At 46.6% G+C, this 10,654-nt stretch carries 9 protein-coding genes and 2 tRNA genes; 3 read left to right on the plus strand and 8 right to left on the minus strand.

Translation table 11 applies throughout. The features are described from left to right. Positions 1–19 precede the first annotated feature (19 nt). Positions 20–1,198: a hypothetical protein gene (locus tag ACWB0I_RS04115; RefSeq protein WP_479386770.1), complete on the plus strand. Its 1,179-nt coding sequence runs from the start codon at positions 20–22 to the stop codon at positions 1,196–1,198. A gap of 66 nt (positions 1,199–1,264) precedes the next feature. Then, on the plus strand, positions 1,265–1,669 hold the full coding sequence (locus ACWB0I_RS04120; protein WP_479386771.1) for a hypothetical protein: 405 nt from the start codon (positions 1,265–1,267) through the stop codon (positions 1,667–1,669). A 94-nt stretch (positions 1,670–1,763) separates the two neighbouring features. Here ACWB0I_RS04120 and ACWB0I_RS04125 read toward each other — a convergent pair whose 3' ends face one another. The 8 genes from ACWB0I_RS04125 to ACWB0I_RS04160 form a co-directional block, all read right to left on the minus strand. Then, positions 1,764–3,038: a metal ABC transporter permease gene (locus ACWB0I_RS04125; protein ID WP_479386772.1), complete on the minus strand. Its 1,275-nt coding sequence runs from the start codon at positions 3,036–3,038 to the stop codon at positions 1,764–1,766. Between the two features lie 106 nt (positions 3,039–3,144). Beyond that, complete coding sequence (locus tag ACWB0I_RS04130) at positions 3,145–4,185, minus strand: metal ABC transporter substrate-binding protein (RefSeq protein ID WP_479386773.1); 1,041 nt, start codon at positions 4,183–4,185, stop codon at positions 3,145–3,147. Positions 4,186–4,196: 11 nt separating this feature from the next. Next, complete coding sequence (locus tag ACWB0I_RS04135; protein ID WP_479386774.1) at positions 4,197–5,504, minus strand: hypothetical protein; 1,308 nt, start codon at positions 5,502–5,504, stop codon at positions 4,197–4,199. Positions 5,505–5,566: 62 nt separating this feature from the next. Next, entirely contained in the window at positions 5,567–5,842 is a 276-nt protein-coding gene (locus ACWB0I_RS04140; protein WP_479386775.1) for a hypothetical protein, read from the minus strand. A 278-nt stretch (positions 5,843–6,120) separates the two neighbouring features. Continuing rightward, positions 6,121–7,158, minus strand: coding sequence for a 3-keto-alpha-glucoside-1,2-lyase-like domain-containing protein (locus ACWB0I_RS04145; RefSeq protein ID WP_479386776.1), 1,038 nt, complete (start codon positions 7,156–7,158; stop codon positions 6,121–6,123). 430 nt (positions 7,159–7,588) lie between these two features. Next, a tRNA-Ala gene (locus tag ACWB0I_RS04150) sits at positions 7,589–7,661 on the minus strand. Positions 7,662–7,825: 164 nt separating this feature from the next. Further along, positions 7,826–7,909 (minus strand) — tRNA-Leu (locus ACWB0I_RS04155). Next, a complete protein-coding gene (locus ACWB0I_RS04160) occupies positions 7,909–8,151 on the minus strand; it encodes a GIY-YIG nuclease family protein (RefSeq protein WP_479386777.1) in 243 nt (80 codons plus the stop codon). Before ACWB0I_RS04160 ends, ACWB0I_RS04155 begins: the two co-directional genes overlap by 1 nt. A 190-nt stretch (positions 8,152–8,341) precedes the next feature. On the opposite strand from ACWB0I_RS04160, the gene ACWB0I_RS04165 reads away from it, so the two are divergent. Further along, on the plus strand, positions 8,342–10,396 hold the full coding sequence (locus tag ACWB0I_RS04165) for a T9SS type A sorting domain-containing protein (protein ID WP_479386778.1): 2,055 nt from the start codon (positions 8,342–8,344) through the stop codon (positions 10,394–10,396). Positions 10,397–10,654: the final 258 nt, after the last annotated feature.

Consider the following 10,654-nt stretch of genomic DNA (forward strand, 5'->3'; position numbering starts at 1 on the left):
AGTTTCAAAGGGGGGAAAGATGACCGGGAAACGAAATTCTGGGCGCATGTTTGCTATTGTTTTGCTCTTACTATTTGGCGGACTATTGAAAAAATCAACAGCCATTCCTGCGTTTGCCCGACAGTACAAAATTTCATGCTCGACCTGTCATGCTCCCATCCCAAAATTGAAGCCTTACGGGGATGAATTTGCCGGGCATGGATTTATTCTAAAAGAAAACATAAAAAAACGCGATTTTGTAACAGCCGGAGAAGAAGATGAACTCTTTTTAAACAAGGTCTTTCCCATTGCTGCGCGTTTCGATGCCTATGCCCTGTACGATGACGCCCAGCAGGTAAAGCAGGACCTGCAGAGTCCGTGGGGGTTAAAATTGCTGAGCGGCGGCCCTCTTTTCAAAAACATCGGTTATTATTTCTATTTTTACCTCAGTGAGCGTGGTGAAGTGGCTGGCATTGAAGATGCCTATCTGCATTTTGACAATCTGTTCGGGAAAGAGCTGGATGTAATGATTGGGCAATTCCAGACTTCTGATCCTTTGTTAAAGAGGGAATTGCGTTTAACCTTTGAAGATTACCGCATTTTAAAGGTCAGGCCCGGGCAGTCGGGAACCGATTTAACGTACGATCGGGGCATTACACTGACCTACTCATTGACCAAAACGGCAACCGACCTGGTGGCCATGGTCGTCAATGGCAATGGAAAAGGTCCGGCTGATGAGGACACCAAAATGTTCGACAACAATAATTTTAAAAACGTTGTGTTCCGAATTAAACAGGGAATTGGCTCAAAAATTGGGGTTGGCGCCTTTGCTTATTATGGAGAAGAAAAAGATGGCTACAAAAATAAGGTAACGTATTACGGGCCGGATGTGACGCTAAATGCAGGAACCATCGAATTTACGGGCGTGTATTTGCTTCGCGAAGATTCCAATCCTGAGTTTTTGCCTGTTGCTAAAAAAGTGAACACCAGCGGCCTGGTTGCCGAACTGCATTTTGCCCCACACAAGGATCGCTCCAGAATATTTTTTACCGGGCTTTACAACAAAATCTTTTCTGATCTAAAAGAGATTGAATATGAAACAGTGACCGTCAATGTTTCGCACTGGTTTAAGCGCAACTTACGTTTTCTGATCGAATATACCAGAGATGTGAAACATTCGAAAAATCGTTTTGTTTTAGGATTGGTCAGCGCTTTTTAATCGCGTTGGGTGCCGTTTTGTTTTTGAAATGGCGCCTTTGTTTAATCAACAAAAGGAGGAGCTAAAATGAAGAAGTTCATTTTGGCAGTCGTAGCCGTGTTTGTGGCCTGGAGCATTCTTGATATGATCATCCATGGCCTGATTCTTGAACCCCTTTACCGTGAAACCGCCCAACTCTGGCGCCCGGAAGGGGAGATGATGATGGGTTGGATGTACGTTGTCTCCCTTCTGGTCAGTATTTTCTTCGTCTGGATTTACTACGCGCTCATTAATAAGAGCATGAAGAATGCGTTGTTGTACGGTCTGTTTTACGGACTGGCCGGAGGCATTAGCATGGGGTATGGCACCTACACTTTTATGCCCATTCCCTATTTGATGGCCTTTGGCTGGTTCCTGGGTTCCGTTGTAGAAGCCGTTGTGGCCGGGGCCTTGTTGGGCTGGATTATCAAGGAAGAAGAACAAAAAGCCTAAGTAACCTTCTCTTTATTCTGTCTTTTTTTCTTCTTGAAGTCTAAAAGTTGGCGGATCAATCGATCCGCCAACTTGTTTGTAAAAGTGCACGCTTTCATAAATTTTGAGCCCACTTTTCCATGCGCTGAAAGGCAGATTGATTCTGCTTAAATTCCTGCAGAGGATCGTAGCCGAAATCGGTAGCGCTGTGGCGTAGAATTTCCTGGTAAATTTCCTGGCGTAAAAAGGGATAGGGGCACTCTTTGAGTAGTTTAATCAGGTTTGTTAACCCCATCCTGCGATTGAGCTCTGTGATCTTTTTAGCCGTCTCCAGTCGTACGGTAAAATCATCTGAAGAGCGAAAAACATGGAGTAAACTGTCCAGAGAGGCCGGGCTATCGTTTGTTTGAGAGCGCTGCCCAATGGACGCGCTTTCATGCTGCCGGGCCACATGCAGTTCATGATGCTCATGTTCCTGGAAATAGGTTCCCATAAAGCGAAACATCAGTGCTACAAGAAGGGTAGCTCCGATTCCAATGGCGATTCTGAGCAGAGCGCGTTTTTTGTCAGCCGTTTTGATGACGTACAGGATCAGAGCGACCAGTAAGAGCATGATTCCATACAACGTAACCACGGTTGGGCCGCTGGGCAGATCGGCCATGTAAGACAGATAAAGGCCCAGCACACTGACCACCAACCCCATACTCCAGCCAATGACCAGCTGTTTCCAGAGCACGTCGGTAATCATGATGGAGGTAATGGCCGGTACCACCAGAAAAACGAAGACCAGCAACACGCCAGCTGTACCCACCGAGTGCGTGATGACGATCCCAAATGAAACATAGAACAGAAAATCCCACAGGCGAACATTTAAGCCGCTTTCATAGGCCTTTTCCGGGTTGTTGGAGATGAGCAGAAATTTTTCGCGGAACACGAAATGGAAAGCGCCAACAGCCAGATAGACCAGAGCAGCATGGAAAATCGTTTTCCATTTTACCCACAAGATGCTGCCGGTTAACAACTCTTTAATGTGTTCGGCCCCATGGGGCGCTTTGTCAATCACCAGAATGGCGATGGCGGCGGCCAGAGCGTAAACCAGGCCGATGACCGCTTCCTGGGGTATTTTTTCATGCCTGAATCGGGAAATGGAAAAGATGGCCGCCCCAATGATGGCAAACCCCAACGAAAACCAGTAAGCGCCCACGCTGCCGGGCATGATGCCGAACAGGAAGGCTACCGTTGTACCCAGGGCTGCCACCTGGGCCAGCGCCAGATCGACAAAAATGACTTTTCGCTTGATGACATGAATGCCCAGGTAAGAATGAATTCCGACCAAAATTAAGCACTCAAAAAAGGCCGGCGCCATAATATCCCATATGCTCAATTGCATTGCATATTCCTTTTTAATTTAAGATCATTGCCAGGAAACACCAATTGTTGCCGACGCACGGAACGCCGGTACAATAAACAGTTTTAGTTGCATTGCAGGTTGTCCGTTACTCTTTAACCTGTAAAAAAGCTTCTTTTAAATGGGACACCCAATAATCTACCAGCTTAAACACATTTTCGGTGCCGGGCGCTCCGCCCACTCCCATGGGCACAATCACCGGAATGGCGCCTACTTTTTCACAAATTTCTTTTACCTTTGTCTCACTGAAATAATTGGCAGCCATTAAGACGCGCACCTGATTTTTGCGCATTTCCTGTACCAGTTCTTCCACGTGTTTGGGGGAAGGCGGGATGCCCGGTTTAGGTTCCACGTAGCCGATGACGTTAATCTCAAATGTTTTTTGAAAATAGGCCCAGTTTTTATGATAGGTTACGATCTTGCGGCCCCGGAAAACCTGAGCTTCCTTCATCCAGCCGCCCAGGTAATCGAACAATGGTTTTCCTTTAAACGATTTGGATTGTAGAAAGTCAATCAGTCTGCCGCTAAGGGTTAGTTTTGTTAACAAATCGCCGCCCATTAATCGCACCAGTTCTTCGCCAAACATATGGACATCAATTTGGTGTTTAAATTCCTGTAGATTGCGTTTGTAATAGGGGGTATGGCTCGGGTCATTTTTCTCCAGCCCGATTTCAATGTTTTCAGCAATCTTTTTAAAGTTTAATGGACCTGTAATGATGTGCGGATTGCCGTAAATGTGGACACCGCCTTCGCTGCGCGAAAGCACGGTTGGTTTCTCCAGCAAGTCGATGCCATAGCTGGCCGAAACATAACCGATCTGGCCTGAACGAATTTTTGGATTTCTGGACATATCGATGAGCGTTGGGGCCCAGAGCTCCAGGTCCAAACCGGTTGAGACAAAGAGATCGGCTTTGTTGAGCAGAACGGCAAAACTGGGCTTAGGCCGTACAAAGTGGGCATCCTGATTGCCAGGCACAATGTAATGGACTTCGACAAAATCGCCGCCAATGGCCCGGGCGATGTCGGCATAGGTGCTTAGGGTGGTAACCACGTTCAGTTTTGTACTGCCCATTACTGCCTGTGTACTCAGCAAAATCCAGAACAATACGATGTATTTAAAAGTTTTCATAGAACCTCCAATTAATAACGCTCATGTTTGTGAGGGCCGGCAGCCCAGGTTAGTTGCAAGTGGATCAAATGATTCGCCGTTGGCATCACGTCACTGTTACTGTAGTTGTATTGTAATCTAAACCGCACCCAATGGCTTTGCCACCAGGTTAGGTAAAGTACCAATTGGTACTGCTTTTTACCTGCATTGTGAGCCATAAATGGTTGGCTGTAATCCAGCCGTAAACCGGCGTACCAGCGTTCATTAAACCGATATTGCAAATATGAATAACCGCCCCGGGCTTTAATGCTGTTTGCAGAAAGTGAATCTTCTTTATGGGCGTAATACAATTCGCTACGCCAGGTAAATGAGTGATAGTGGGCTTTGTTCAGGGGCTCCCAGTTTAAGGTCACATCCAGTCCGGCCAGCCTGGTTAATCTTCGTTTGTCTGAAATGAATTGGCCTTCCAGAAAGCCACGCTGGTTGTTTTCTCCTACCATGCCCGTCAGTCCAATTTCCAGATAGGTGTCGGAATTTAGATCGTAATAATTTTTGAGATGAGCGAGCATGACCGGAAAAGAGAAAAGGTCGCCGGCAAAGAGATGCTCGTTCTGACCATTAGTGATCTGCACGGTTAAAGAATTGAAATGAGCCCATAAGCGGGGCATGAGCCAGTCCACGGAAAAACCGGCCTGGTTCAGGCCTTCCGACCCCAGGATGGTTGTCAGGGCTAACGGGAAATCAAATTGATCCAGAGAATGGGCATGCCAGCGATTGATGACGCCAAATTGCTGACGAAACTTTCCAGCTGTCAGGGAAATATTCTTAAAAAGATTGGTCCAGGTTACATAGGCCTCGCCCAATTCGATGCCTTCGGGAGTAACTTCTATAGCTATCTTTGTTAAACTGAAAGGATCCAGATTGCTTTGTACATGAATGCCGATAACCCGAAAATAGGCACCGGTTCGTTGTTCTGCGTTAAAACCGCGGCTATTTTGTACGCGCTGTAAAAAGGCGTCTCCGGTAACGCTGATTTCAGGATTCAAAGCCTGAAGGGAGCGCTGGCCACTTTTAAACACCTGTGGTTTATTTTCTTCCCCCTTTGAGGTTGCCGCTTCCTGCAGTGCTTCCTGGCGTAATTTTTCCAGTTCCGATTCGGCCTGTTTTTCCTGCAGTACGTTTATTTCCTTTTTTAACTGCTGCAATTGTTGTTTGAGAGAATCCAGGCTCTCTTTTGAATACTGTTGAGCTAAAAGACCATTGGCCCAGAATAGGCAAACAACAAATCCAAGACGGATGATTGTCCTGACTCTATGTAGTTTTGCAGATATTAAAACCATGCATACCTCCTGCGTTAATTTTAAAAGGAAAGATCAAAAAAAATTTGTTTAGAGGAGTATGGTCAGAACAGGGGAGGCGCACGGTTGGGAAAAAGGGTGGCAATAAAGCCAAATGTAGAATCAAGTGAAGTTAAGTTAAATGTAAACAATGGTTCTGGTAAAGCTGTGGGAAGGGATTGAGGGAAAATCGGCTCAGAATGAATGGTAAGACTTAAAATATAGGCCGGACAGGAAGCCGTTTCTTTTTGGGACAGCGGATGATTGTGAGCCAGATTGCCCGCTGAAACAATGAATAAGAAGAGCAGTCCTAAGGTGATGACAAAAATTTTCCGACCCATAACTTCCTGTTTCTTAACTCCCGATGTGTCTGCTTTACCTAATTTAATTGCCACAGAATTTAAGAAAAATTAAATTCAAAAAAAATAAAAAAGTTCAATTAAGGGAAGCAGGTTCTTTGCTGGTCGGCCTTTAGCCGCAATTGGTCTTAAAGAATTGCGGGCGATCGCTTAGCCGACTGAAGGACAATGAGCTTTCCAACATTCCGCCTCTTCAAAACCAGGCAAGATCATTTCAATTTAGCAACGATTTAAAGAGCGCCCAGGTTACGCTTATATTCTTATTGTTCTGCTGTTTTGCGACCCGTGCTGTTTGTGCCCGTAAGCTGGCGTGTAATGTGAGTTACCCGCCCATTTTTCTGATGAAAGGTTACCTCCAGCTCTAACTCCTTGGAGTAAAAGAGAGAATCGTTTTCGGCAAACAGCGGCACCCAATAATCCTTTTTGGCTTCGGCCTTTAAATGGTCTCCTTCTTTACGGATTTTAAAAATCCAATCGCCGAATCGGTAATTTCCGGCGTAGCGGTCCAATAGTTTGCGGGCCACGGTGACCTCTTTGCGCTGCCCGGCCGATTCTCCGATTTCGCGGATCCAGATATTTCGGAAGCGCACCGGATTGCCGTGATCCTGTAAAGCCAGGAACCCTTTTTCTGAATGTGGCCGGTACGGTTTGGCCTTCAACCAGTCGGTTGGCCCCCAGAGTTGGGCATGATCCTGCACCAGCACCCCGTTGTGAAAAACGGTCATGATGGCTTTGCGGATCAGCCGCCCGTCCTGGTCCCAGCGTGGCCCGTGAAAGATGATGTCGTAGCTTTGCCATTGGCCCGGTTTCCGACTGGCGTTTACCAGGGGTGGGTACTGTCCGTAAATGGCCGCGCACTGACCGTCGGCGTAAGTAATATTCTGGTAAGAATCTAAAATCTGGACTTCGTAACGGCCCATTAAAAAGACGCCGCTATTTCCTCGGGCCTGACTTTTCCCTCTGGGAGGATAAGGCGTGGCAAATTCTATATGTAATTGACAATCGCCAAAGTTTTGATAGGTGCGAATATAGCCGGCTCCTTTTACGGTTTCGAAATAACCATTTTTAACTTTCCATCTGGCCGGCTCGCCATCCATGGTGCGCCAAAGACTCAGATCGCTGCCATTGAACAAAACGATGGCATCCGATGGGGGAGTGCCTGGTTTGTCCTGAGAACTACAGGTTCCAGGTGTAATCACCGGCGGCCGGGGACGCGACCAGTCATGGGTTTTCCAGCGCTGTTGAGCCCAAAGCGGAAGCGTTAAAATCAACATCCAGAAAAGCAAACGGATTGTCATAGCCAGAATCTCCCTTCTTAACAATTTATCTAAAATAGAAATTTGTTCAATTGAACGCCAATTTTTTAATTGGTTTAAACTGCGTCGCCCTTACAATGTCTCGAGCTTCAGCTCGAGACATTGTAAGGGCGAAATGACAATCAGTGATGTTTCGTGCCGATCGTCATTCCAAATCCCAATCCTCAAGGACATGCCCGCCAGTCTGGCAAGACGCAGCCTGACAGGTCTGGCCAGCCGGACAGGTTTATCCGGCCGAAGGTTGGAGCCAAGCGGAAATCCCGATCTTCGGGGACGGGCCATTCAACAATTAACCAATTCAACAACTCAACCTTTTTTTTACTACCTCACACAGCACAAAAATTTTCGCATCCCGCTGTGGCGGGAATAGATCTTTTAATGGAAGTATTCTAAGGTAGGTAAATAAAAAAAGTGGAGCCGAGGAGATTCGAACTCCCGACCCCCAGAGTGCGATTCTGGTGCTCTCCCAGCTGAGCTACGGCCCCAACAATCGTGAAATTTAAGAGCTGCAGCATGCAAAATCAAATTCGATTCGAAAGGGGATTAAAGATACGTGATTGTTACATGAGATGTTTTTTGTTTAAAAAGGTGCTGGTAGCTGGCCCCACTGACTTTTAAAAAAAAAGCCTGACTAAAGTCAGGCTTAAAGTGCCGGAGGTCGGACTCGAACCGACACGCCCCGAAGGGCACTGGATTTTGAGTCCAGCGCGTCTGCCAATTCCACCACTCCGGCTATTTGCAAAAACGGTCAAGAAATCTTCTACCACTTCTTGACTTCAAAAATTTTTCTCGCTTTACCGCATCCTCACGATTTTCAAAGACCTCGACATAAATTAATTTAAATGGCCCTTTGTTTTTTGTGTAAGAACATTGGCCGTTTTTATGTTGTCTGATTCTTCGCGCAAGATTATTCGTTTGGCCAACATATCTGCTCTGATCATTTAAAAACCAGAGTACGTAAACATAATATTTCATATTTACGTTTTGAGTCCAGCGCGCCTGTCCGGCTGCGCCAGCCAGACGGGTCTGCCAATTCCACCACTCCGGCCTTGAGCAGTGGCAAATTTACTCTGTCCCGCCCAAAAAATCAAATTTTTTACTTGCTTCATTTCCTGTAAAATTCTACCTTTTTCTTTGGACAGTTAAAAAGAATTGGTAATACATTATGAGACGTGTTATTCTGATTGCAGTATTTAGCTTAATGCTCTGCTCCTTGATGTGGGCCCAGGCCCAGCGTATTGTCCTTCTGGAAGAGGCGACCAATGCCAGTTGCGGCCCCTGTGCTACTTACAATCCCACTCTGCAAAGCTTTTATGCCTCGCACTTTGGAGGTGTTGTTTCGGTGCGCTATCACGCCTGGTGGCCTGGCAGCAGCGATCCCATGTACGTTTCTGCTGCTACGGATTGCCGGACGCGCATTAATTATTACGGAATTACTGGTGTCCCCACCTATGTACTGGATGGCCAACCTCAGGGCGTACCCGCTGATTATGATGCCATGGTAGCCAGGATGGAAGATCGTTTGAGTATGCCCTCGCCAGTTAAGATACAAATTCGTTCAGAAATTACAGACGATTCGCTGACTGCCCGCGTCAGACTAATTGTTTTACAGGATGTTACAGAGCCCAATCTTTTTTTGCGTGCCGCGGTTACGCAGCGCATGGTCAGTTATCCTTCTCCACCCGGTTCCAATGGTGAAAAAGATTTTCCGGAAGTTCTGAGAAAGATGTTGCCCAATGCGACAGGCCTTGCGCTGGCCGCTCTCACCGTAGGCGATACCCTAAACTTTGAGCTGGCAACCCCGATCAAGAATGATTGGGAAACAGGAGACCTGGCCGTAGTGGCCTGGGTTCAAGCGGATGACACGAAAGAGGTGCTGCAGGCAAATATCGATTTTCCGACCTTCATTCTTGAATCCCGGGTTGAGGGCGTTCAGTTCATTTCCGCCCAGGCCCACAAGAAATTCTCTTTTTTTATTTTTAACCGCAACGATACAACCATTCACGTACAATTAAAATTTAAAAATGTGCATGCCTCGCCTGGTTGGGATTACTGGTTTGAAACAGAAAATAACGATGACTGGCAAAATCCAATTGCCATCACCGCGGGCGACACCCTTCATTTTTACGCTGTGATCCAGAGCGGAGAATATGGCTCCTTTAGCGCCCGGATATTTGCTGAAAACACAGATGATCCTGGCTTTTATGGGGAAGGCTATGGGTATGGTTTTAGCCGCGAAATTACAGTCGTAACACCAGAAAATGCGGATGTGCTTTTTGTGGATGACGACGGCGGAGCCAGCTATGAAAGCCATTTCTTGGACATTTTTAAAAAGAAGGGGATTCGTTATATTTCTCTGACAGAACAGAACACTCTGGATCTGAGCAGGCAATTTAATTTGAATTATTATCCATTGATTATCTGGAATATTTCCTGGGGCTTTCCAGCTTTCACTGCAGACGACATTGAACTTCTTAGCGGATATCTGGATGGCGGGGGCAGCCTGGTGCTCTTTGGCCAGGACATTGGCTGGGATGTTTTCGATTCACAGGGAAACAGCCATTTTCAAAAAGCAATGGACTTTATCCATACCTATTTTGACGTTAAATATGTAAGTGACAATTCAAAAGGGACGCGTTTCATTGGGGTCTCGGGCGACCCGATTGGAAACGGCCTGTCCTTTGATTTGTCCAGACCATATGGTTTTGCCAATTTTTTCCCGGATGAATTGGACACCTACACCGGGAAATCGGCGCCTGTTTTCAAATACAATAACGGTAAAATAGGGGCTTTGCGCTACGATGGCGGAACGTTTAAAACGGTGTACTTTGGCGTAGGCTTTGAGCAAATAGCCGACGAGGCAGCCAGGGATACGGTGTTGAGTCGGGTGCTCCATTGGACGGCAGGAATTACCCGGCTTGAACAGGGAGCGGAACACCAACCGCAGATAATTACACTATTAGACAATTTCCCGAATCCATTTAACCAATCGACGCGCATCATTTTTCGACTGGGAAAACCTGCTCAGGCTGAGATAAGTATTTACGATGCGCGGGGGCGGCGGCTGCGTTATTGGAAGGGCCCGTTTACGGGGGGCAGACACGAATTAATCTGGAATGGAAAGGATGAAACAGGAAACGCGGTGGCCAGCGGAGTCTATTTTCTGACGCTGAAAACACGAAAACAGCGTCTAATCCGGAAAATGGTTCTGGTGCGTTGATGAAGTGGCCTGCAAAATGAATCGTTGAAGGGCAGGGCATGGGGCGGCACGGCCCTTCATCTGTCAGGCACAGCTTGCTGTTTCACAAAAAATTTCGAAATTCAAAATTTTAAATTGGCATAGTAAGTGGCCCTTTTGGGCGTAATTCATAGTTGAAGAAATGAGCTCTGGAGTGTTGGGCTAAAGGTCGTGGCGCCCCGCATTCGATTATTCCATCTTTATGCTTTCTGCTTGTTGCTTACATTTTAACTAATTCGT

The organism is Caldithrix sp. (assembly GCF_056497305.1).